General features: G+C 54.2%; 27 protein-coding genes. 19 read left to right on the forward strand and 8 right to left on the reverse strand.

Annotated features, from left to right (window positions below):
* Positions 1 to 54: 54 nt before the first annotated feature.
* Positions 55 to 789, forward strand: coding sequence for a hypothetical protein (locus tag FVB43_RS22555; RefSeq protein WP_167864815.1), 735 nt, complete (start codon positions 55 to 57; stop codon positions 787 to 789).
* 345 nt (positions 790 to 1,134) lie between these two features.
* Here FVB43_RS22555 and FVB43_RS22560 read toward each other — a convergent pair whose 3' ends face one another.
* Both FVB43_RS22560 and FVB43_RS22565 read right to left on the reverse strand, forming a co-directional pair.
* Positions 1,135 to 2,199 (reverse strand): phage portal protein, encoded by a 1,065-nt coding sequence (locus FVB43_RS22560; protein ID WP_133846401.1) that lies wholly within the window; start codon positions 2,197 to 2,199, stop codon positions 1,135 to 1,137.
* A gap of 2 nt (positions 2,200 to 2,201) precedes the next feature.
* Positions 2,202 to 3,917, reverse strand: coding sequence for a terminase large subunit domain-containing protein (locus tag FVB43_RS22565; RefSeq protein ID WP_167864816.1), 1,716 nt, complete (start codon positions 3,915 to 3,917; stop codon positions 2,202 to 2,204).
* Positions 3,918 to 4,060: 143 nt separating this feature from the next.
* Between FVB43_RS22565 and FVB43_RS22570 the strand changes: the two genes are divergently transcribed.
* From FVB43_RS22570 to FVB43_RS22645, 17 genes are all read left to right on the forward strand, one after another.
* Complete coding sequence (locus FVB43_RS22570) at positions 4,061 to 4,897, forward strand: GPO family capsid scaffolding protein (protein ID WP_133846399.1); 837 nt, start codon at positions 4,061 to 4,063, stop codon at positions 4,895 to 4,897.
* 36 nt (positions 4,898 to 4,933) lie between these two features.
* Complete coding sequence (locus tag FVB43_RS22575) at positions 4,934 to 5,977, forward strand: phage major capsid protein, P2 family (protein ID WP_133846398.1); 1,044 nt, start codon at positions 4,934 to 4,936, stop codon at positions 5,975 to 5,977.
* 46 nt (positions 5,978 to 6,023) lie between these two features.
* Positions 6,024 to 6,968 carry a phage terminase small subunit gene (gene gpM, locus FVB43_RS22580; protein ID WP_133846397.1) on the forward strand — a complete coding sequence of 315 codons (945 nt, stop codon included), beginning with the start codon at positions 6,024 to 6,026 and terminating at the stop codon, positions 6,966 to 6,968.
* 97 nt (positions 6,969 to 7,065) lie between these two features.
* The gene (locus FVB43_RS22585) at positions 7,066 to 7,560 is read left to right on the forward strand and encodes a head completion/stabilization protein (RefSeq protein WP_133846396.1); all 495 of its coding nucleotides are present in this window, start codon (positions 7,066 to 7,068) and stop codon (positions 7,558 to 7,560) included.
* Positions 7,560 to 7,763, forward strand: coding sequence for a tail protein X (locus tag FVB43_RS22590; protein ID WP_133846395.1), 204 nt, complete (start codon positions 7,560 to 7,562; stop codon positions 7,761 to 7,763). Before FVB43_RS22585 ends, FVB43_RS22590 begins: the two co-directional genes overlap by 1 nt.
* Positions 7,754 to 8,044: an HP1 family phage holin gene (locus FVB43_RS22595; RefSeq protein WP_167864817.1), complete on the forward strand. Its 291-nt coding sequence runs from the start codon at positions 7,754 to 7,756 to the stop codon at positions 8,042 to 8,044. Before FVB43_RS22590 ends, FVB43_RS22595 begins: the two co-directional genes overlap by 10 nt.
* A complete protein-coding gene (locus FVB43_RS22600; RefSeq protein ID WP_167864845.1) occupies positions 8,044 to 8,589 on the forward strand; it encodes a lysozyme in 546 nt (181 codons plus the stop codon). Before FVB43_RS22595 ends, FVB43_RS22600 begins: the two co-directional genes overlap by 1 nt.
* The gene (locus FVB43_RS22605; protein ID WP_167864818.1) at positions 8,589 to 9,002 is read left to right on the forward strand and encodes a hypothetical protein; all 414 of its coding nucleotides are present in this window, start codon (positions 8,589 to 8,591) and stop codon (positions 9,000 to 9,002) included. The genes FVB43_RS22600 and FVB43_RS22605 overlap by 1 nt, the downstream gene beginning before the upstream one ends.
* Positions 8,917 to 9,141: an Rz1-like lysis system protein LysC gene (gene lysC / locus FVB43_RS24920; protein WP_422718038.1), complete on the forward strand. Its 225-nt coding sequence runs from the start codon at positions 8,917 to 8,919 to the stop codon at positions 9,139 to 9,141. Before FVB43_RS22605 ends, lysC begins: the two co-directional genes overlap by 86 nt.
* The gene (locus tag FVB43_RS22610) at positions 9,128 to 9,613 is read left to right on the forward strand and encodes a phage tail protein (RefSeq protein WP_167864819.1); all 486 of its coding nucleotides are present in this window, start codon (positions 9,128 to 9,130) and stop codon (positions 9,611 to 9,613) included. The genes lysC and FVB43_RS22610 overlap by 14 nt, the downstream gene beginning before the upstream one ends.
* Complete coding sequence (locus tag FVB43_RS22615; RefSeq protein ID WP_167864820.1) at positions 9,613 to 10,257, forward strand: phage virion morphogenesis protein; 645 nt, start codon at positions 9,613 to 9,615, stop codon at positions 10,255 to 10,257. The genes FVB43_RS22610 and FVB43_RS22615 overlap by 1 nt, the downstream gene beginning before the upstream one ends.
* On the forward strand, positions 10,254 to 10,805 hold the full coding sequence (locus FVB43_RS22620) for a phage baseplate assembly protein V (RefSeq protein ID WP_133846391.1): 552 nt from the start codon (positions 10,254 to 10,256) through the stop codon (positions 10,803 to 10,805). The genes FVB43_RS22615 and FVB43_RS22620 overlap by 4 nt, the downstream gene beginning before the upstream one ends.
* Positions 10,802 to 11,143: a GPW/gp25 family protein gene (locus tag FVB43_RS22625; protein ID WP_227535353.1), complete on the forward strand. Its 342-nt coding sequence runs from the start codon at positions 10,802 to 10,804 to the stop codon at positions 11,141 to 11,143. The genes FVB43_RS22620 and FVB43_RS22625 overlap by 4 nt, the downstream gene beginning before the upstream one ends.
* Positions 11,140 to 12,051: a baseplate assembly protein gene (locus FVB43_RS22630; RefSeq protein WP_167864821.1), complete on the forward strand. Its 912-nt coding sequence runs from the start codon at positions 11,140 to 11,142 to the stop codon at positions 12,049 to 12,051. Before FVB43_RS22625 ends, FVB43_RS22630 begins: the two co-directional genes overlap by 4 nt.
* Positions 12,044 to 12,649, forward strand: a complete 606-nt coding sequence (locus tag FVB43_RS22635; protein ID WP_167864822.1) for a phage tail protein I — start codon at positions 12,044 to 12,046, stop codon at positions 12,647 to 12,649. The genes FVB43_RS22630 and FVB43_RS22635 overlap by 8 nt, the downstream gene beginning before the upstream one ends.
* On the forward strand, positions 12,646 to 13,890 hold the full coding sequence (locus tag FVB43_RS22640; protein WP_167864823.1) for a phage tail protein: 1,245 nt from the start codon (positions 12,646 to 12,648) through the stop codon (positions 13,888 to 13,890). Before FVB43_RS22635 ends, FVB43_RS22640 begins: the two co-directional genes overlap by 4 nt.
* 1 nt (position 13,891) lies before the next feature.
* Positions 13,892 to 14,320, forward strand: coding sequence for a tail fiber assembly protein (locus FVB43_RS22645; RefSeq protein ID WP_167864824.1), 429 nt, complete (start codon positions 13,892 to 13,894; stop codon positions 14,318 to 14,320).
* Positions 14,321 to 14,348: 28 nt separating this feature from the next.
* On the opposite strand, the gene FVB43_RS22650 is transcribed toward FVB43_RS22645, so the two are convergent.
* The 6 genes from FVB43_RS22650 to FVB43_RS22675 all read right to left on the reverse strand — a co-directional run bounded on the left by FVB43_RS22650 (position 14,349) and on the right by FVB43_RS22675 (position 20,211).
* A complete protein-coding gene (locus FVB43_RS22650; protein ID WP_133846387.1) occupies positions 14,349 to 14,780 on the reverse strand; it encodes a phage tail protein in 432 nt (143 codons plus the stop codon).
* Between the two features lie 6 nt (positions 14,781 to 14,786).
* Positions 14,787 to 17,993, reverse strand: a complete 3,207-nt coding sequence (locus FVB43_RS22655; RefSeq protein WP_167864825.1) for a phage tail tape measure protein — start codon at positions 17,991 to 17,993, stop codon at positions 14,787 to 14,789.
* Positions 17,990 to 18,055 carry a hypothetical protein gene (locus FVB43_RS24925; protein ID WP_320443530.1) on the reverse strand — a complete coding sequence of 22 codons (66 nt, stop codon included), beginning with the start codon at positions 18,053 to 18,055 and terminating at the stop codon, positions 17,990 to 17,992. The genes FVB43_RS22655 and FVB43_RS24925 overlap by 4 nt, the downstream gene beginning before the upstream one ends.
* Positions 18,056 to 18,138: 83 nt before the next feature.
* On the reverse strand, positions 18,139 to 18,438 hold the full coding sequence (locus FVB43_RS22665) for a phage tail assembly protein (protein ID WP_167864826.1): 300 nt from the start codon (positions 18,436 to 18,438) through the stop codon (positions 18,139 to 18,141).
* A gap of 61 nt (positions 18,439 to 18,499) precedes the next feature.
* Positions 18,500 to 19,012, reverse strand: a complete 513-nt coding sequence (locus tag FVB43_RS22670; RefSeq protein WP_167864827.1) for a phage major tail tube protein — start codon at positions 19,010 to 19,012, stop codon at positions 18,500 to 18,502.
* Between the two features lie 11 nt (positions 19,013 to 19,023).
* Positions 19,024 to 20,211 (reverse strand): phage tail sheath subtilisin-like domain-containing protein, encoded by a 1,188-nt coding sequence (locus FVB43_RS22675; RefSeq protein ID WP_167864828.1) that lies wholly within the window; start codon positions 20,209 to 20,211, stop codon positions 19,024 to 19,026.
* A 146-nt stretch (positions 20,212 to 20,357) separates the two neighbouring features.
* On the opposite strand from FVB43_RS22675, the gene FVB43_RS22680 reads away from it, so the two are divergent.
* Positions 20,358 to 21,470, forward strand: a complete 1,113-nt coding sequence (locus tag FVB43_RS22680) for a phage late control D family protein (RefSeq protein WP_197931319.1) — start codon at positions 20,358 to 20,360, stop codon at positions 21,468 to 21,470.
* Positions 21,471 to 21,504 lie beyond the last annotated feature (34 nt).

The following is a 21,504-nucleotide window of genomic DNA, read 5'->3' on the forward strand; positions in this document are numbered from 1 at the left end:
ATGGGTTTTGCTGCTATATCTCTGAGAAATTATTTGAGGTAGGAATTGTTACTTATGAAGGATGTTTTGCAGGGTATTGCTGATCGTATAAGTGGGCCGCTTTACGGTTATGTTTCAGTGTCTTTAGTTCTCTTTAACTGGAGGTGGTTAGCTCTTCTTTTTATGAGTAAGTATCCTGTTGAAGTGAGGATTACCGTTATTGAACAATATTTTAATTGGTGGGTGGGGCTTGCTGCTCCACTTGCTTCTGGTGTTGCCGCTGCATTACTAACGCCATTTTTCCATGTTGTTTTGGCGTCAGTCCATCGCAAAGCGACGAAACTGGGATTATCCGTAAAAACCAAAATGGCGAAAGACAAGGCTAAGGCTGACCAGGAAATAGCGCGAGAGAATGCAAAGAGCACATACGCGCAAAATATCGCAAATGAAATCGAAATCCTCAGGCAGAAAAGGGTTCAAAGTTTTGCGGTAAGAGTTGAGACCAATATTAAAAACATGCGGAAGGATGCACACATGTTGAGGGTGCATCATCATGATAATGTGAACAAATTTAAATCTCTGAATGGTGAGGTTTCGACAGCTATATACATGCTTGAAACCATTCATAAAGCCGCAGAGTCTTACCAGACAAGTCTCCCGAAGGATGAGCACATAGAAGAGTTAATCGCGGGAAGGGGAGATTTTATAAAACTTTGGCATATGAATTATGGAAGTGGCACACAGTTGCCACCATTTTTACAGCTTAATACAGAAGGTTTTGAACCAAATACGACGATTCCTCCAGAATGAAAATGGGTGCAATAAACCGCACCGTTTTGCACAATTTTTTTGTGGTCACGATTGCCAGCCAGCACCAGCACTGGCGCGGGATCGGCCAGGCTGCAAAGGTGCAAAAAAAGGCACCCTTTTTATGCGCGGGCGAGGCGGGGGAGCAGTCGCGCGCAAAGGGGGTATGGAGGGGGTATTATTCAGAATGCGAAAATTGCCCGAAAATCGGGCCGTATCGTGTTTTTCAGGGGTGAGGCCGTGTCATTGTGTGAGAAACGGCAAAGCCCCGCAGCGTGGCGCTGAAGGGCTTAGATTCGAGAGGAGTGAAGCGGGTGAATGTGACCGTGCCAGCTGGCTGGCCGTGATTTATTTGCTGGTCTCTGCCAGCGCGTAGGGTTTGAAGTCGAATACATCCACACCCAGCCAATCATTCAGATCTTTCAGCACTTCCATCACTGGATAGAGTTCGTTAATAGCGAACACCTTCGCGGCTTTCTCAATATCACCGAGGCCGCCCGTATTGTTAGGCATGACACCCATAAGCTGTGGCGGGACGCGGTGAATTGCCAGCATGTCATCGCGGGTCGCATCCTTGATGCCGGTGAATTCATCCTTTGCCGCTATCTGGCTGAACGGCATGATTTGCAGGCCGTCCTTTTTCCCGCCTGCTGCGTAGACGAAAAGGTTTTTAAAAGCGCCACCGCCTCTAGCGTCGGTTAAAGACTTCTTCAGTTTTTCCACGTCCGCACTGTTGGCCACGGGATCGGTGAGGTACACGATAACCCCGGCGTGACTGCCGTTGATGTAATAGTTGCGGCGAAATAACGTGGCTTCACCGTTCAACAGAATGGATTGCATTGCCGACATATATTCAGGGGTTCCGTAAATCTCTTGGTGAATGCTGGGGCTGCGCAGGTGGTAAACGTTACCCGGCGGAAAGGCATAATCCTCTTCGTAGTAGGTGACAAACCAGTACTGATCGAGGTCTTCCCCGCGCCGAGTATATTTCGCCAAGCTGTGCTTTAGCTTCAACGGCTGGCCCAGTCGGTTTTTCCTCAGTTCCAGATACGCATTGCCAAACACCAGGTAGTCCATGATGAAGGCGCTCGCATCTTGCCGGGAAAGCAGCGGGTGCGGTTTAAAACAGGACATAATGACATTACGTTTGAATATCAGCGGTGACTGGTGGTGTACTGCGCCTTCAACCATCCTCGCCAGACCGTATGTGCTGATCGGGGGTTCGTACCAGCGCCCATTTTTGGCGCACTCCATGCAGTCCTGTAAGTCACGCTGATCCATGATCGACGTCGGTTCTCCGAAACTGAATGACTGGATTTCATCAATCGGCTGCTGAATGGAATCGCCAGCTGGTAGGGCTTCAGGCGTCGTTGCGTTGCTGAACGTTCTGTTTTTTTTAGTGCGGCGGCTCATTCTTAGAATTCCTCAACGAAGCTGTCACTACCGCTGCCGGCATCATTGCCCAGCGGTTCATTTTGTAATGCGTGCATAGTTGCCCAGGCCAGATCACCGTGGTTGCTGCCGCGCTTGCGATCAGATGCGTAGGTGATGGTGCCGCCCTTCGGGGTAATAAGTTTTCTGATCGTCATGAAGCTGCTGACGACATCCATCATTCCCGCGTCATATTCAAATCGCCCAGCGCGGATGACCATTTGCGCCTTGAGAACCAACTGTCGCTTAACGGCTGGGGTGTAGATGTGCATCTGAGCCGCCGGGAAGAATTTCACCACCAGTTCATAAACTGCTGCCCCGATACTGTTCCCGTCGATATCGATATGCTGTACGTCATAAATTGTTGTCAGCCGTTTGATAAACGCTGCCTGTTCTTCAAATTCCATGCCGCGCAGCTGGTGACGCTCAATTACGCGGAATTTACCGCCCGGAACCAGTGGCGGGGCAAGCACGACAAGGCCGCCGCTGTCGCCTTTACCGCTGCTGCCGTTGGGATCATAACCAATCCAGACCTTACGGTTACCAAGGGGGCGGGGCGCATAGGGATTCCAGTCGGGCCAGATACCGCTGTAACCGTCCACGCCGCAGTTAATCAGCTCGTTATAATTGAATGCCCGCTCTCCTTGTTTAACGAAGATGCAGCGATACAGGTTGTCGAATTCGTCCGGGCTGTTTTCGTTCTGGATCTCCTCCAGGTCGATTAGCGGGAAGCCATGATCGATAACGTCCTGAACCGTGACAATCTGCCGCCAGATATTGTCTGCGCACAGCTGGCCGTCTTTCAGTGCCTTGTGACTGAGATCCAGCTCAGCTCGTTCTTTTTTGCCTCTTCCTTTGTTGAACAGATTTCCCGTCCAAAATTCATAGGCTTCATGTTCCTCGCTCGACGGAGTGGAAAAATAGGTGCGTCGGAGACCAACATGCGTCGCCATCCCGGCGGCGACTTTTCGCAGGTTGAGGAAGTTGGCTACCCAAAACGCCTCATCAAAATAGAGGTCGCCGGTATAGGACTGCGCAGTTGCTGCTGACGTGCCGAGGAAGTACAGCGTTGCACCGTTCGACAGGATTATTTCGTCACCACCTTTCAACTCAATTCCGATGCTGCGTGCCAAGAAAATAATAAATTTCTTGAACTGGAAAGCCTGTGCGCGTGAAGCCGAAAGGAATATCTGGTTGGTTCCTGTCTCCAGCGCCCTCAGTAGTGCCTCACGTGCAAAGTACCAGCTGGCACCAATCTGACGAGATTTCAGGATGAAACGGTTACGCCGGTTGCGCTGTTTGTACCAACGCTTCTGATGCTCAAAAAGCGACTCCAGCACCAGGGCGCGAAGCTCTGCGATCTGTTCCGCGCTGAAATGGTTTTTCGGTGTCTTCTCTTTCTTCTCCTGATCCTTCTCTTTGCGTTCGTCACGCGCCAGCCGCGCAAGCTGGCGGCCAAGCACGTCCAGTGTTTTGAAATCGTGGGCGCTCAGATCTTCTTTTGCCATCAGTCGCAGATAACGCACGTCGGTACGCTCAAGCGCCCGTTGTATCGGCGTGGTTGCGTCCCACGCGTCACGGCGACGCCAGGAATAAATGGTATTAGCACTCAACCCCAGTCGCTGAGCGATTTGGGGGATACTGTAGGCCTGCCAGTAAAGGCTTTTGGCCTCGTCGCGGGGATCGGTGACTGTTTTCATGGGTACAGGCTATCGCGCCCGCGAAGGCTGGAATATCAGCCGAGATTGTCGCTGAACGCTGACAATTCCCATGTGTGGCGCGGTTTGCCTGCGGGAAAGAAGATAGGGGCCACAGCAGTTAAAACCCTTTCCCGGAGTTGAGAATGGCAAAGACAAAAAAAGTGCGCATTGCCGTAGAAGGCGCAACCACTGACGGCCGCAATGTGGAACGTTTGCACATTGAGCAGGCAGCTAAAAATTACAGTCCTGAAAAGTACGGTGCCCGCGTCAATCTGGAGCACTTCAAAAGCTTACTGCCGGACTCCGCGTTTCGTTGCTATGGCGATGTGACAGCAGTATCCGCAGAAGAAATCGCTGATGGACCGCTCAAAGGCAAACTGGCGCTGTATGCGGAAATTGACCCTACCCCCGAACTGATTGCTCTGAACCAGTCCCGCCAGAAGGTTTATACCAGCGCGGAGTTTCATCCTTCATTTTCTGACACCGGCGAAGCCTACCTGATGGGTATCGCGCTCACTGACAGCCCGGCAAGCCTGGGGACTGAAATTCTGAAATTCAGCGCCGGTGAATGGGTGCGCCCGCTGCTGTCACGTAAGACTGATCCGGCCTGTTTCTTTGCTGAAGGTCATGAAGCGCAAATGGAATTTGAAGCTGACGTGCCAGCTGCGGAAACCGGCAATAAGTTTTTCAGCACCATCAAAGCCCTGCTTTCGAAAGGTCAGCGCCAATTTTCCGCAGAAGCTTCTGAGATCCGTGACGCGGTTGAGCTGGTCGCGAAGTCGCAGGCGGATACCCTGGACAAGGTGCAGGCGTTAAGTCAGGGCCAGGTCGCGTTATCCGACATCCCAAAAGAGGTGGAAGACCTTCGGAAAGAACTGGTTGAGCTGAAAGAAATGCTGGCATCGCAGGACAACAGCTACAACCAGCGTCCCTCATCGAAGGGCGGCAACGGTGATTCATCGCTGCTGGCTGACTGCTGAGAAGTTAACCCCCAACCGTTTTAAGGAAAGTAAGACATGAAAACGACTACCCGCATTGAGTGGGATAAATACACCACTCAACAGGCAAAGCTTAACAGTATCCCGGTGGCGCACGTTGGCACCCATTTCAGCATTGCGCCATCAGTTGCGCAGACGCTGGAAAACAAAACTCAGCAGTCGAGCGAATTCCTGAAAAAAATCAACGTTTACGCTGTTGATGAGCAGGAGGACGAGAAAATCGGGCTGGGTATTTCTGGGCCTGTTGCGAGCACGAATAGCGGCACTACCGTACGCCGTGAGCCGCGTCCGGCACATTCTCTGGACAGCAATAAGTACCGCTGCGAGCAGACGAATTTTGATACCTACATCACCTATAAGCAGCTTGATCAGTGGTCGAAATTCCCGGACTTCCAGCAGCGTGTATCTAATCAGATCATCCTTCGCCGCGCACTGGATCGCATCATGATCGGTTTTAACGGTACTACTCATGCTGAAAAATCTGACCTGGCCGTTAATCCTCTTTTGCAGGATGTAAATATCGGCTGGCTTCAGCAATTCCGCACAAATGCACCTCAGCGAGTGATGAAAAACATCACCCTGACCAGCCGCGATGAAGATAACAAAATCATTGCGAAAGGTGATTACGGGAATGCCGACTCACTGGTTAAGGATGCGGTAAATAACCTGCTGGACGAATGGTATAAGGATTCCACTGACCTGGTTGTGATCTGTGGTCGTGACATTATCGGCGGCCGAGAGCACGCGGTACTTAACAGCCTGAGCCAGACCAATCCTAACAGCGAAACGCTGGCGGGGCAGTTGCTGTTATCCAGCAATAAAATTGGCGGCCTCAGTTCCTACATCGCACCGTATTTCCCTGGTGGCGCAATGCTGGTGACGTCCTTTAAAAACCTGTCTTTGTACTACATGGAAGATAAGCATCGCCGCATGTTGAAAGATGAGCCTGAATACAATCGTGTGAGCACCTATGAATCCTCAAACGATGCCTATGTCGTTGAAGATTATGGTTTCGGCTGCCTGATTGAAGGGATCACCTTCGCAGAAGCAGCAGGCGAATAAATCACAGACCATGCCGGGGCCATCGTCCCGGCTGACAGGGGGAATCATGCTGACACCGGCAAAAAGACATTTTCAAAATGTCATGGCGCAAAACCGTGGCAACGGAGTGACAACGTTCGCTGATATGACGGCGTATGAGCAGATTTTGCATCGCCTGCGCATCGATATGAATCGCCTCAAAGGCATTCAGCGTAAGGAAACTAAGGCAGAAGAAAAGCAAAAGCTGTTACCCGATTATCAGGGCTGGATTGATGGCACGTTGGCGGCTGACAGCGGCCAGGCTGATGAAGTGCTGACGCGTGTGATGCTCTGGCATATCGATGCCGGGAATATCGCGGAAGCGCTACGCATCGGGGAGTACGTGATCCGCCATCAGCTGGCGATGCCTGACCTGTTCCAGCGTACCGCAGCGGTGACGCTGATTGATGAAATCTGCGATCCGGTGCTTGCTGCTTTCAAAGCACAGGCAAATGTCGCCACCGTCAGCGTTGATTTGCTGAAGGCGCTGGACGGGCTGACAACCGGGCAGGACGTGCCAGAGCAGGTTCGCGCCAAACTGTGGAAAGCCATCGGGTACACGTTGCGCACCGCGCCAGAAACCCAGCCAGAAGCGCTGGAATATCTGCAAAAAGCCATCGGTGAATTCAGTGACATTGGCGTGAAGCGTGACATTGAGCAACTGGAGCGCCTTCTGAAAAAGACCGCGCTGATTGAGGCCGCTGGCGCGGGAAGCGATGGCGATTCAGGGCAGAAAACTGAAATTCCAACGTCAGCAGTGACTGCGGTCACCGTAATCGATGGTGATCAGACTGCGAATACTCTTGTGCCGGTCGTTGATGTGATCGCGGTTCCTGAAGTGAGCACCGAAACGGCACCGGAACCGGAGGTAAAGCCAGCGGTAAAACGTGGTCGCCCGGCTGGGGTTAAAAAACCAGCCGCAGCGAAGAATAAGACGGCAGCCGCAGGAAAGAAGGCAGCGGCTGCTAAGTAAAGAATGTGCCCCCGCGCACCAGGCGGCACGGCGGAAGTTTTCAGCATTGCTGTATCTCTTCACGCCGTCCACCGCCTGACCTTTTGAGAGTGAAAGCATGAGTCTGGTAGCCAGCAAAGCAATAAACCCCCTTGAGGGGGATGCACCGGATATCAATGACGGCGGAGCCAGCGTAACAAGTGGCCCTTTCTGGCCTGAAATCCGCCTGGTGGATGTTCGTCGTGATATGCGTCTTAACGGGCTGGTTACCACTGACCGGCTGAAGCATTCGACCACTGAGTCTGTACTGAATATTAACCGTCAGCTGGCTGAGTGGCGGATAGGGCAGCAGGCTGAAGGCTATGCGTCACTTGATGCTGTGCCATCTGATGAAATTAATGACACGACAGAACTGGTATTCCTTTATCGCCGTGCTGTGTTCTGCGCAGCGAAAGCGTTGCTGACTGAGGGTTATCGCGATGTTGACACCACCGGGCAGGGGGAGAAACACGCTGCGGCACTCACTTCGCAGATAGACACGCTCTGGCGGGATTCTAACTTTGCTGTCCGGGACATTCTTGGCATCAGCCGCGGGCTGGCGGAGCTGGTCTGATGATTGTGAAAGCGTTGCAGGGCGACACGCTCGACCTTGTATGTCAGCGCCACTACGGCAGCACGCGGGCGGTGACGGAGGCTGTGTTGGCCGCTAATCCCGGTCTGTGTGAGAAAAGTCCGTTTATGACGGCAGGGCAGGAAATTACGCTGCCGGATATTGCTCCGGCGGCACAGGCGGAGATGGTGCAGCTATGGGACTGAATATGGACAGGGTGGTTTCTTTCCTCGCTTACCTGCCGTCAGCCTTTCTGACTACCCTGGGGCTTTTCTCCCTGACGCAATGGGCAACGCTGATCGGCATCGTGCTGGGAATACTGACATACCGGCTGAACAAGCGACATAAGCAGCGCGTTGAACAGGAAGAGGAAAAACGCACTGCCATCATGAACCGGCTGGCCGATAAGGCGGGCAGCCACAACATGAATGAAGTGGTCGGGGCGTTTCAGGAAATGGCCCGGACGGAAAAAAGAGGGCGTGCGTGATGGGTATTCGAAAGAAAGCGCTGATGTGCGCTGTCACGGTGATTATCGGGATTGTCGGTGTGGAGTATGCCGGGGTAGTTAGAACCAGCCCACAGGGGCTGGAGCTTATCGGCGATGCCGAATCTTGCCGCCGCGATCCCTATGTTTGCCCGGCTGACAAGCTGACCGCCGGGATTGGTTCAACAACTGGCATCCGCGCCGGCCATGTGTACAGCGATAACGAAATCGCCGCGATGTGGGTTGAGGATATCAAGCGTGCTGAGCGCTGCATTGACCGGAATTTTAACGGTCGTCTGCTGACTCAGGGGCAGTTTGACGCGATGACGTCGGCGGCGTTCAACATGGGCTGCCTCAATCTGATGTGGTTTACCGACCGACTGGGCGTAAAGCAGCGCACAACCCTGTGGCGCTATGCGCAGGAAAAGCGCTGGCCGGAGATGTGCAACCGGCTGACTGACTTCGTTAATGCCGCAGGCCGCAAGCTACCGGGGCTTGTTAAACGTCGTGAAGCTGAGCGGCTGATGTGTCTGACACCGGAGGAGTGATGATTATTTCCCGGATCTTCTGTGCCGTGGCGGCAGTTCTGACCGTGCTGGCCATCTTCTTCGGTGTGTATTTCAGGCAGTCAGCGCAGTTGGCCAGGGCGGAAGTAAAGCAGGTCGCTGGTCAGCTGGACAGTGCGAATGCGGTGATCGGCAACGTCCAGTTAGCCATGAAAATTTTCAGCGTGATAACGGCGGAACGGGTAAATGAAAAAGAACGCGATCGGCAAAAAGGGGAGTTGCGCCGGGCAGCATTACGGGCGGAATTACAGGGTGATCGCTGTGCCTTTGAGCCTGTGCCTGTTGCTGCTGAACGCAGGTTGCTCGACCGTGCGGGCGGTATACGTCCCCGCGCAGTGCCTGCCCATTCCGGCGGAGCTGCTTCAGGCAACGCCAGTGCCTTACCCGCACCTTAGCGGATCACGGATGTTGTACGGTGAGGCGCTGGAGTGGACGGACGCGTTACTTGATGCGCTCGACAGCGCCAATAAAGACAAAGCCGCTGCGCTGAAAATTGAGCAGCAGCGGGAGGAGGCTGAACATGCTGAAAAGTGAATTGCTTCGTGCTGCCATCGTCGCGCACAACCCCTTTTTTAAGCAGGAGCCTGATCGCCTGGAAGTGTATGTCACGAAGGGCAATATTCTGGCTTCTGGTACTCCGTCACCATCGTTCGCTTACAAATATGAGCTGAACGTGCTGGCGATGGACTACCCAGGCGATCTTGATGACCTTGCCATTCCGTTGTTGCAGTGGGCGCTTGAGTATCAATCCGAGCTGTTGTTTAACCCGGCCCGCCGTGAGAACGGCATCAGCTTTGATGCGGAAATCCTGAATAACGGCACCGCCGATATTCTTTTTGTTATCAACGCTGCTGAAAACGTGATCGTCACCAGAGATGAAAACGGGAAATTAGCAACGGTGCATCGTACAGAGCCTAAGCGAACCGATGACATGATCGGTGACTGGAAAACCCTGCTTGCCGTTAATCAGCACGGCACACCGCAGACCCTGCGGGATGGTGAGTAATGACCCGTGAGCTGATGTTTCACGAACTGGACGCCATTATCGGGCAGGTGTTGGGCGTCACGAAACCCACCACGCGCCGCAGCATGGCCCGCAGGGTGGCAACAGATATCCGCCGCAGCCAGCAAAAGCGCATCGGCCAGCAGAAAAGCCCGGACGGCACAGCTTACCCGGCCCGCAAGAAAAAGAAGCTACGCACCCAGGGCGGTATCAGTTTTCTGCATAACGGGCAGGTGCGCCGGTTGCGGAACTGGCGCAGCAGCAAAGGGCGCTACGGTGATCGCATGATCACCGGCTTTGATGAGGATAAGGGCGGTATTCGCTCTTTCATCCGGGCTGATATTGAGCGTTATCTCAGCATTGACCTGTCACGCAAAACGGACGTGAAAGAGAAGAAAGACCCGATGTTTAGACGGCTGCGGGGTTCCCGCTTCCTGAAGGCGACGGCATACCCGGATGCTGCGGTTGTCGGATTCCAGGGCCGGGCGGGCCGGATTGCCGCCGTCCATCAGTACGGGCTGACGGATAAAGTGGCGCACCGCGCCAGCGCGAAATACCCGGCGCGTCCGTTGCTGGGGCTGACCCCTGCTGAAGTCGACAGTATCACTGATGCGATCATGGGCGTGATTGAAGGAGCAGGGCAATGACACAGGCTGAATCGGCACGACTGCTGCAAAACCTGATCCGTGTCGGAATTGTGATCCAGGTGGACTATTTGGAATACGTGGCGCGGGTGCAGGTCGGAGGGAATACAACTGACTGGATAAGGTGGGGTGCACAGCGTGCCGGTGATGCACAGACGTGGTGGGCGCCAGCGGTGGGGGAACAGGTTGTAATCCTGTCCCCTGGGGGGGATCTCGAAAATGCCTTCATCGCCTTCAGTCTTTACGGTGCTGATGCGCTGCCGCCGGATACAAGCCAGACCTCACATGTCACACGCTACCCGGACGGGGCAAAAGTAAGTTATGACCCGGCCAGCGGGATGAGGAGTGTCACCGGTATTAAAAATGCGCTGGTCGATGCCAGCGGAGCGATGACCCTGAACCTGTCACAACTGATTATTAATGCTGATGTGGTGATAAACGGAACGGTCACCCAGGGGGGCGGGAATATGTCGTCTAACGGCGTTGTGGTTCATACCCATGTTCACAGCGGTGTTCAATCGGGACCCAGTAAAACCGGAGGCCCGCAGTGAGTGAATGGAAAGGTATGAACAGTGCGAACGGCGCAGCGGTTGAGGGTGATGACCATCTTAAGCAGTCGATTGCAGACATCTTGCTTACGCCGTCCGGCAGCCGTCTGATGCGTCGTGATTATGGCTCTGCAATCTTCTCTCTGATTGACCAGCCTGATAACGACGTGACCCGGCTGAGGCTGATCTCTGCTGCTGTTATCGCGCTGTGGAAGTGGGAGCCGCGTATCACGCCGACAAACGTCACTTTTGAGAGTGCCGGGCATGGCAGGCGGACTATGACAATCACAGCGCAGCGCAGCGATTCGCTGGGTGCCATCACAACGGATATCACGCTATGAGTGGAGTTATTGACCTTTCGCAGCTGCCAGCGCCGGAAATCGTTGAGAGCCTGGATTTTGAAGTAATCCTTGCCGCACGTAAGGCGGCGCTGATCGCGCTTTACCCGGCTGATGAACAGGCCGCAATAGCGCAGACGCTGGAGCTGGAGTCTGAGCCGATGCTGAAACATCTACAGGAAAGTGCTTATCGTGAGCTGCTTTTACGCCAGCGCGTTAATGAAGCAGCGCAGGCGCTCATGGTCGCCTATTCACGCGGTGCTGACCTTGACCAGCTGGCCGCAAATAACAACGTTAAACGACTGACGGTGAACGCTGCGGATACCGCGGCAATTCCGTCGGTCGCCGCAGTGATGGAGAGCGATGAGGATTTACGTAGCCGCATTCCAGCGGCATTCGAAGGCTTATCTGTGGCCGGGCCGACAGCCGCATATGAGTATCACGCCAAAAGTGCTGACGGGCGTGTTGCTGATGCGCGTGCTATCAGCCCGTCACCGGCTGAAGTGGTGGTGACTGTCCTCAGCCGTGAAGGCGATGGCACAGCAGCTGCGGATCTGATCGGCGTTGTCTCGTCAGCGCTAAATGATGAGAGCGTGCGCCCGGTTGCTGATCGGGTAAGCGTCAAATCGGCAGAAATCATCAGCTATGCAATTGAGGCAAAGATTTTTCTGTTGCCCGGCCCGGAAGCTGAGCCAGTTCTCGCCGCAGCCCGCGCTAACCTCAATGCCTACGCGTTGCGGCAGTCACGTATTGGACGTGATATCAACCTGTCCGCCATTTATGCCGCCCTGCATGTGGAAGGGGTGCAGCGTGTAGAGCTGGTATCACCGGGTTCTAATGTGGTGCTCGACAACACTCAGGCGGCTTACTGCACCGGCGCGGTGGTGACCAATGGTGGGACCGATGAATAGCATGTTGCCGCCGTCTGCAACCGACCTTGAGCGCAGACTCGCAGCGGCCTGTAGTGATATGGCAAACCTCAGCGTACCGCTGCGGGATCTGCTTAACCCTGATACCTGCCCTGTGCGTCTGCTGCCCTATCTTGCATGGTCCTGGTCTGTTGATCGCTGGGATGAAAGCTGGACGGAAAGCGTTAAGCGCAAGGTGGTGAAGGATGCTTTTTATATCCATCAGCACAAGGGAACCACAACCGCAATCCGCCGTGTTGTTGAGCCGTTCGGTTTTCTGCTGCGCATAACTGAATGGTGGAAGAACGATGAAACCCCCGGCACGTTTCGACTGGATATCGGCGTACAGGACCAGGGTATCAGTGAAGAAACCTATCAGGAGCTTGAGCGGCTGATCAGTGATGCAAAACCTGTAAGCCGTCATCTGGTGGGTATGTCGATTAATTTGCAGTCCAGCGGCAGTGTGCCGGTTGCGGCGGCCTGTTATTCCGGGGATGAGCTGACCGTTTATCCGTATATCAGCGAAGTTATCACCGTTAGCGGCGGCACCTATGGCGCCAGCGCGGTTCACATTATTGACAGCGTGAGAGTAAACGCATGACAACAAAATACTATGCAATTCTGACCACCCTGGGCGCGGGGAAGCTGGCAAACGCCGCCGCGCTGGGTACGAAATTACAGATTACCCATATGGCGCTGGGTGACGGTGGTGGCGTGCTGCCATCGCCGAACGCCAGTCAGACCGCACTAATTGGTGAAAAGCGACGCGCCCCGCTTAACTCACTCAGTGTCGACGCTGCGAACAGCAGTCAGATTATTGCTGAGCAGGTGATCCCTGAAGACGAGGGCGGTTGGTGGATTCGTGAGATTGGCCTGTTTGATGCTGATGGTGTGCTGATTGCCGTAGCGAACTGCGCTGAGACGTATAAGCCGCTACTTCAGGAGGGCAGCGGGCGCACGCAGACCGTGCGTATGATCCTGATCGTAAACAGCACTGATGCTGTGACGCTGAAGATTGACCCGTCCGTGGTGCTTGCTACGCGTAAATATGTTGATGATTCCGCTGCTGCTATCAAAGTTTATGTGGATGCGCAGAAGGCAAGCCCGGCGTTTACCGGAAAGCCAACGGCACCGACTGCGGCGAAGGCTGACAACAGCACGCAGTTAGCGACAACGGCATTTGTTAAAAGCGTGACAGCTGACTATGCAACGACGGTAAGCCCCTCACTGAGCGGCACCCCAACGGCACCAACGGCCCAGGCGGGTAATAACTCGCAGCAGCTGGCAAACACCGCTTTTGTACAGACAGCAATTGCGGCACTGGTGTCCGGTTCGCCTGCGGCGCTGGATACGCTGAAAGAGCTTGCGGATGCACTCGGTGGTGATGCGCATTTCTCAACGACGGTACTGAGTGCTTTGGCCGGGAAAATGGATATCACAAAAAACGGTGCTGATATTAATAACGTGGCTCAGTTTCTTGTAAACCTCGGCCTGGGAGATGCTGCAAAAAGAAGTGTTGGCTCAGGGGCAGGTCAGGTCCCGGATATGAGTTCATTTTCCAGCAGTATGAGTCCGACGCTTGGCGCGCAGTCTCTGCCGAGTGGTATGAAATTTCAGTACGGAACATTTAGCGTAAGCGCTTCGAGTGCATCAACGACAACGGTCACGTTCAAAGAGGCATTTATTAATACATGTATCATGATCATACCCGTTTCATACGGAGGTTCTAATAATCAGATCGGTTTCGAGGCTGGTAGCTTGACGAATGTCAGTGGCTTAATCACAAAAGGAACTGGCGATACCTCCGCTAGATCAGGCATTTATCTTGCAATAGGTTACTAATATGACGAGCAAAATTTATTTCAGCCCAAAAACGCTTGGTTTTTATAATGAGTCGAATAAGTCAGAATCTGAGGTTGTAGGGACCTGGCCGCCGGACTTAGTGGAAATAACATTAGAAAAAAGGGAAGAGTTGCTGTCAGCCAGCGGGCTAGGCTACTCAATATCTGCTGATACAGGCGGGAATCCAATTCTTATTCCACCTCCTGCACGTACCCAGGATGATTTAATTGCTGAAACGAAAGCAAAACGCGACGAACTCAGGGCTAATGCTGATTATGCGATTGCCCCTTTAGCGGATGCCGTTGACTTGGGGGAAGAGACTGAAGAAGAGATCGTATTGCTGAAGAAATGGAGGCAGTATCGTATTGCTCTGAACCGTCTGGAACTGTCTGTTGCACCAGAAATAACATGGCCGAAAATACCAGAATAACAAAGGGAGCCGGTTGGCTCCCTTTGTTTTATACAAGTGACAAAATATCGTCGAGTGTAATTCCCGCCAGCTTCTCTCGGATATCCTCACTGACTTTTTTCAGACTGAGGGTAAACTCAATCTTCTGTGCTTTACCGTCACTCATAAATTCCGTTTTGTTTGTCGTAATCCCGGCAATAACAAACATGCCGTAGATAAAACCGGTGCCTTCAATAAGCGGCCAGGGCTTGCCACCGTAAGCCATCGTTCGCAGTGCCTCCAGCGACATATCGCCCCCGGTCACTTCCGGGTACAGCGTGCCGGTCAGGGTAATGTTGTCTTCGCCTGTACCGATGTACTGCCATTTTGCAGACTTCCCTATCCGGTCATTCTTCACATGTCGCCAGGCGGTTTCCTGCTGGAATGACTGATAGGGGATGGTATCAAGCATAAAAATGAACATACCGTAAGCCATCATCATGGGGTGTTACTCCCTGTCTCTGAGTTGTGAGCGTTTACGTGTTTCGGATTCGCGCATCGCACTTCTTAATTCGTCTCTGACCATTCGAGCGATCTCTTTAGCGTCATGCCTTTCTGCACCGTTAAAGTGGATAGTCAGGTAAATATCGCCCACTCCTTTATCGAGCATGGCCGGATCTGGCCGTGCTGTAGCGGTTACCGGAACAGGAACGCCGGGCAGATTTGACCGTGCTGGCCATCCCGTCACATTGCTGGCAAAACCAGAAACAGCGTTGCCGAGTCGGCTGGTGAGTGACTGCGCCTGACTGTGTGCAGCTGCTATCCGGGGTTCTGCATACGAGCCGATCACAGGCATCACCGGCGGGTGCTTTTTGAAGACAATCTCGCCCAGCTTTTCAATCGCTGCGGGCTGTGGCATTTCGCCCGGGCCCGACCCGGCATTTTCTTTCTTACCTTTTCTGTCTTTTTTGGACAGATTCGGGCCGCTTAATTCGGCAGTGGGTACAGGGGCAACCACAGGCGGAGGCGTCGTTGTTTTTGGAGCTGCGGGTTTAGGTGCATTGTCGCCAGCGGCTTTGATTGCAGGAGCTGAAGGTTTCCACTCCTGCGCGATCATTTTTTTCTGTTTGCTGTCCCACACGTAAACGACGGGTTTTTTCGCCTGAGGGGCTACGGCATCCATCGTACCGGCCACTTCTTTCGCCGCGTTAGCCGCTTCAGGAATCGCACCCAGTTTTTTCAGCAGCCAGCCGATGCCCTCAGCCACTTTCAGAATAACGCTGACAACGCCGGAGATTGCTTTTCCAACGATTTCACCGAATGCCCGGCCAGCTTCAGTACATTCACGTAGCGTCTCAGCGGATGCGTTTACAGGCTCAAACAATTGCTTAAACCAGTTCCACACCCGACTGATCGCGTTGCCGATGCCGTCGAAAATAGGCGCCAGCGGAGCAAACGCCTGTTTAACGGGAGCGATAGCGCTGATAAGGCCTGACCAGAATCCGCTGAAGAAAGATTTAATGGGTTCCCAGTAACGCCAGATCATCAGTGCCGCACCGGCCAGCGCTGCAACAAGTAGGCCAATCGGGCTGAGCAACACGGACAGGCCGCCGCCCAGCACCGTCAAAACGGTGCGCCCCACGCTGAGGAGCGTGCCAAAACCACCTGTTGCTAATGATCGCAGGCCGTTGCCGAGCGCTGCCAGGGCGGTACGCGGTGACGTAAACAGGGTGGTAAGTGCTGAGCCGGTTGAGCTTCCCATGCGGGAAACCATACCGATGCCATTACGGCCAGTTGCAAGGATGCTGCTGCCGAGGTTGCTGGCCGCTGAGCCAGCGGAGCGGAAGATAGGTAACCAATCTTTGACGCTGCGCCCGGTGCTACTGAGTAGCGGGCCGAGGTTCTTCAGTTTTGACGCCATGCCGCCCACAGAAGGGAGCAGGCCGCCGAAGCCCCGCCCACCGGTCAGCATCGACAGGCTGAGACGCACGGCGGCCATCGGTAGCAGGATACTGGCAACGGCCAGCGCCAGTGAACCAAGCACGGCAAGGGCAACGCCCACGGCTACGGCGACTTTCAGCAGCGTGGCAACCAGGGCGGGATTTGCTTCAGCCCATGCACGGAAGCGCTGGATCATCTTCGTTGCATAACCCATGACTTCCATCGCCGGGCCGCGAAGGGTTTCACCCAGGCTGCTGAATGAGTTTTGCATCGCTGCTTTAGTGGTCATCCACTTCGCGTCTACGGAGTCCAGGTTGATATCTGACTCGCGTTTCATTGAGCCTTTAGCGGCTTCCCCGTTCACCAGTTTCAACTGGCGGTACAATTCAGGCAGGTTGTTTGCCAGCTTCTGCGCGGAGCCGCCAAACTCTTTGCCGAAAATCTGCGTTAGAACGGAGGACTGATCGGACGCGGGTAATTTCTTGACCTGTTCCAGCACTGTCAGGATCGTGCCCATCGCATCAACGGGCATACGCTTCTGAATCTTCTCAGCGCTCAGACCAATAGCGTCAAGCCCCTGCATAAAGTTATCGCTCTGCTGCGTAGCGATAGACAGTTCGCGAACCATCGCATGTGTTGAGCTGGCGGCAATTTCCGGCGCAGCGCCCAGCGTCAGAAAGGTGGATGCCAGCGCGGAGGCTTTGCGGTAGTCGAGCTTGTCGGCATCGCCCCCGATGCGTTGCAGGACGTCGATAATGTCCGAACCTTTCGATTTGGCGTTGTCGTCCAGGTAGTTCAGGACGTCACCAAGCTTCTCAATTTCCTGGGTGGGTATGCTGTACAGGCCTGCAATTTTCCCCAGGCTTTCCGATAGCTCGCTTGCCGGGAGTTCAAAAGCGGTGGATGCCATCGCGGCGGTATTGGCAAACGCCAGTAAATCGGCTTTCTGCTTTTCCCACGGATCGTCACCATTGGCCGCGCCCATGCGTGCGCCACCTTCAACCAGGGCGGCATAGTCTTTCGCGCCATTCTCCATCGGCAGGCGTTCGCTGGCTTCTTTAATGGCCTTCTGCATCTCATAAAATTGCGCGGTACGATTGCCGTTATCATCGCGCATCCCGTTAACCTGTTTTGCCACACCCTTCATTGAGTTTTCAAAGCTGGCATAACTCGTAATCAGGCCCACTACCGGGGCGGCGATGGCTGCACCGGTAGCCATCATGCGCACCCCGCCGCCCTCGAGTTTTTCCCGGGTTTCTTTCGCGTGTTGATACTGCTGCTGCGCCCGGGTGACGGCAACTAATCTGCGCTGCTGTTCGGATAACTGTCGGTTATAGGCCTGCGTTCGGCGCGTGATCTGGTCTGTTGCGGTGCTGCCTCCCTTTAGCAAAACACCGTGTTGCATCAGTGATGAACGGAGGCTGCTAAGTTTGGCTTTTTCTTCATTGTGGGCGCGGGATAGCTGGCGCACTGCGTCAGACTGGCTTTTGAGTGCCGCTGTCTGTGCGTCGGTACGCTGTTTAGCCGGGCCGAATGATGCGCGGAGTTCTTCTGATTTCTTGCGGGCTTCAGCCAGCTGACGTGCAGTGGTTTCCGATGCTTTCGACAACCGGTCAAAACTGGCTGCGTTGCGCTCCATCCCCTTCATGCTGGTCTGAGTGGCTTTAATCTGTGACGCCAGAGAGGCGGCGCTTTTTTGCGCCGCGCTCACTGGACGGGAGAGGTTGTTGATAGCGCTGAAGGCTACCCTGATGCTTAAATTGCGATCTGTCATTCTTCCTGTCCATTACGGGCCAACGCACGCTTATGCCAGGTAAGAAATTCTCCCACTGGCATCGTGTCGTAGGTTGACGGCTGCCAGTGGAAAATTACGGCGATATCTGCGATTAGTTCGTCAGTATCAACCGTCGGACAGCGGATTACGCTTCTGGCGTTGCTGTCTCGTTCGGTTCCGATTGCGGTGCCAAAAAATCAGCGATACCCGCCGCGAACTGCGCAAAATCAGACGGGTGAAGCGCGGAGATTTCCACTTCAGTCAGTGCCGGGCTGGTGACACGTGGCAGCAGTTTGATCAGGGAGTCAACATCGCTGGTCATGACGTCATACAGCTTCAGGCCTCGCAGTGAGCCGGTCTGCTTCATAGCGTCAGTGATCGTGACCTCTTTGATAGTGCCTGTGCCGCGAGTAATAGGAGCGAACAGTGGAATAGATTTTGCCATGATAAAAATCTCTTAAGTGCCGGGCGCGGTATTGCCCCCGGCGGGGTTGTTTGCTGGCTGGTTACAGGCCGATGTTTTTGCGATGTTCTTCCAGCTTGTCTACGCCATCGACTTTCCAGACCATGTTGAGCGCATCCAGCTCAAAGGCTTCTTCGTTGTTGATTGTGATTTTGACGTATGTGTTTTTCAGCGTGTATTTATGCGAGGTGTTATCACCCTGTTTCGCGCTGCCCCAGTCCATTTCCTGCACACGTCCCCGCGTCTGAATTTCGCAGGGAATGGACAGGCCGGTTGTATCGTCAAGGTATGAACCGGCAAAGCGCAGCTGCACGCCGTCAATCGTTGCGCCGTAAGTTTTTAGCAGACGTGCATCCAGACCCCCGAGTGTGATTTCCATATCAGCGGCCCCGGCTTCAAATCCGAGATGAATGGACACGCCCATTGGCATTCCGGCACCCTGGTAATCTTCGGTCTTGCGGGACAGCTTTGGCGTGGTGATCTCTTCAGCAATGCCGAGGAAGCTGTCGCCGTTAACGAAGGTATTCCAGGAAAAAAGTTTGCTTGGTAATCCCATGATTTTTTTCCTCAGGCCTGGGCGAACGTTGCGATGTACTCATCCGTGAATTCCTGAATTAACTCCAGGTGTTCCAGCGGCGGCACGGGCGTGTATTTATAGCGAATGGTGGCTTTACCATCGCGCAGGGCTTCGGGGGTGTTATCCCCGGCGTAATCAAACCAGCACTCGAAGCCCAGCAGGCGGTTGGCCGTCACCAGCGCCGCGCCTTTCCGGTTGATGCCATCCACAATGTCCTTAATCAGCGACGGCGTGAGCGGCTTATCAATGTACGGGAAGTGCGCTTCAGCGATGGTGTCTGCAAGGATTTGCGCTGTGCGGGTATAGCTTTCGAAGAAGTAGGTTTCAGCGTCACAGGTACGCGATCCCCAGAAGCGGAAGCCGTTACGCTTAATCAGCGTGGTGATGCCTTTGCTGTTGAGATCGTCAGCGTCGGTATCGTCACCCTGGAGCGTCCAGTAAACGTCTGCGGAGATACCCAGGACGTTTGATACAGGCACGTTCGACAGGACTTTATGCCAGCCCTGTTCGGCATCGATTTTCGCACGAAGGCCGATGGCGTAGGCCGCAGCTGGAATGGTTTCATTCGCAGCGGTCAGGCTGTTATAGGCGATGAAGTCAGGGTAAATCACCATGATTTCACGTTCGCTGAAGTCTTCGCGGTACGTTTTTGCCTCTGCGATGGTTTTACAACCGTTCGCGCCGACGTAAGCGAAAGCCCGCAGCTTTTCAGCGATAACGGCCAGCTGGAGCGCCACGACTTTTGTATCGAGTCCCGGTACTGCAAGCACGCGGGGGTGCTCACCGGTGCGCGGTTCTGCGGTCAGTAGTGCAAACATGCCGGTATAACGACCATCTGCACCGACGCCGCCAATAGCCAGCTGATCCTGCGTAGGGGCAGTTTCACCTTCAGAAGGAATAACCTTTGATGCATCCGCAACGCGGACCACAACCGTTTTCGGGCTGGCCTGGTCAGAGATGGCTTTCAGGGTGGTGTAGAGCGTGCCGCTTTTCCCGGCTTTACCGAGATAATCCCGGACACGCGTCAGTAATACTGGCGTGTTTAGCGGGAAGGTAACGGCGTCAGCATCGTCAGCGGTACAGACCACGCCGATAACGGCGGTATCAATATCGCGGATCATTGTGCTGAGGTCGGTAGTTTCTTTGACCCGGACGCCGTGGTGGTAATTTTCACTCATGCTTTGTTGCCTCTGGTTGATGCGTGCAATACATCATCGTGAAGCGGGGCAACCTTTTCACGCTGTGGCGATTGTCGCTGGCGGCTGACAACCTGCGCCAGCTGACTGAAGTCCTCACGCGGGCGAGGATGCAGGCAGGGGGATTTATGCTGAACATATTTGATGACGATTTATCACCACAGCCAGCATTTGAGCTGATGGTAAAAGGCGAGGTGCTGACAAGTCTGGATGATCGGTTGATGTCGCTGACGCTGACGGATAACCGCGGCTTTGAAGCGGACAGGCTGGAGCTGACGATTGATGATACTGACGGGATGGTTGTCATGCCGCCGAGAGGTGCGGAAATCGCTGTTGCTATCGGCTGGGCTAATAAGCCTCTGGTTGATAAAGGTGTGTATACGGTGGATGAAATTACCCACCAGGGGCCGCCTGACCGTCTGGTGATCACCGCCCGAAGTGCGGATTTTCGTGAGGACTTCAACGTTAAGCGGGAATACAGCTGGCATAACATCACCGTGGGGGCGGTGGTTTCCGCTATTGCCGGTCGCTATGACCTGATCCCTGCGGTCAGTGCGTCACTGAAGGATGTGGAGATAGACCACGCTGACCAGACCAGTGAATCCGATATCAGCTTCCTGACGCGCATGGCTGAAATGATCGGCGCTGTTGCAACGATTAAAAATGGCCGGTTACTGTTTATCGTGCCGGGGATGGGAGTTTCACAAAGTGGCCGCGTGCTGCCGTCGGTAATGATTACCCGCGCCAGCGGGGACGGGCATTCATTCCGGGTTGCTGATCGCGATGCGTACACAGGCGTTCAGGCTTACTGGCTTGATCTGAACTTCGGTAAGAAAAAGCCCACCGCCGTAAAGCGCCGGAAAAAAACAAAGCCAGTGACCGTTACGCCTGCTTCAAGCAAGAAAGAAGGCGATTACGTCGAAGGCGCTGAAGGTAACGTATTTGTCATACGCAAAACGTTTAAGACTGAGCGGGCTGCCCGGCGTGCGGCGGCGGCCAAATGGGCTGAGCTTCAGCGCGGCGCAGCTGAATTTAGCATTACTCTGGCACGCGGCCGCGAGGATTTGTACCCAGAGTTGCACGCGAACGTGAGTGGCTTTAAACCAATGATCGATGCGGCAGACTGGGTGATTAACCGGGTGACTCATACCATTGACGATAACGGATTTATGACCGGGCTTGAGCTGGAGGTGCGGATCACTGGCTGGGAAGGTGCTGAAGAAACAAGCGAAACGGAATAGATTATTTTTCGGAGTTATCCTAAAATGCTGGCGA

It is taken from the genome of Erwinia rhapontici (assembly GCF_012271765.1).
Taxonomy (GTDB): Bacteria; Pseudomonadota; Gammaproteobacteria; order Enterobacterales; family Enterobacteriaceae; genus Erwinia; species Erwinia rhapontici.